Origin of the sequence: Hyphomonas oceanitis SCH89, from assembly GCF_000685295.1 — a bacterium.
GTDB lineage: Bacteria > Pseudomonadota > Alphaproteobacteria > Caulobacterales > Hyphomonadaceae > Hyphomonas > Hyphomonas oceanitis.
Genome location: NZ_ARYL01000131.1, coordinates 1 through 1018, shown reverse-complemented (window position 1 = coordinate 1018; position 1018 = coordinate 1). Strand labels below are relative to the sequence as shown.

Genomic DNA, 1018 nt, shown 5'->3' with positions numbered 1-1018 from the left:
GAAGTCCGCAATGCCTCCCCGGAAGTGCGCAAGGCCGCACTGGAAACACGCGCTCGCGAGGCGGACGCCGATCAGGCCGGACGCTGGCTCAATCCCTCCATCGGATTGGAACTTGAAAACTTCTCAGGCTCCGGCCCCCTCGCCGGCTTTGATCAAACCGAGACAACGTTCTCGATCGCCCAGACATTCCAGCTGGGCGGCAAGCGAACAAAACGGCAGCGCGCCGCCCGTGCCAGTGCCGCACTCGCAACGGCAGAATGCAGTGCCATCCTGCGCGAAACAGAACTGGAGGCGGTGACGCTCTTCTATGAACTGGACGCAGCCGTCCAGCTCGTCCGTCTCGCCAATCAATCGGCCGACCTGGCAGATACGCTCAGCGAAACCGTTGGCAAACGGGTGGATGCAGGCGCGGCCGCGCCGCCGGAACTTTCCCGAGCGAAAGCCGATGCTGCAGCCTTGCGCGCAGTGGCCGCACAGACACGCGGTGACATGGAATCCCTTCGCTACGATCTCAGCGCATTGTGGGGAAGCGCCGACCCGGTCTTCGAGGCACCTGTCCAGCCAATGACGGCGCCCACCGACCCCGGTCCTGCCAACCTGGGCGAACACCCCGCCATCAAAGTGGCCGAAGCGGGCATCGTCGCCCGGCAGGCAGAGCAGGATCTGGCGCGCGCGCAAGGGATTCCTGATCTTACGCTAAGTGCCGGCATGCGGCAGTTTGAACAAACGGGCGATACCGCCTTCCTTCTGGGCGTCAGCGTTCCTGTCCCATTGTTTGACCGCAACCGGGACGCAACCCGCGCCGCGGGTTACAGAACCGATGCCGGTCGCGCCGACCGGGCGGCTGTGGAAGCCAGACTGCTTGCCAGCCAACGTGCGTCAGTCGCCCAGGTCCGCGCGGCCCAGGAACGCCTGGCCCTCCTTGAGAACGATGCCCTGCCCTCTGCCAGATCGGCCTATGAGGCATCCGTCCAGGGTTATGCCGCGGGCAAGTTCGATCTCACTTCGACCCTCGATG

At 64.7% G+C, this 1018-nt stretch carries 1 protein-coding gene; it reads left to right on the top strand.

The window, feature by feature from the left end; all coding sequences use genetic code 11:
• Window positions 1-1018, top strand: a 1018-nt coding sequence (locus tag HOC_RS20560) for a TolC family protein (RefSeq protein WP_035542591.1), incomplete at both ends; no start/stop codon positions are given.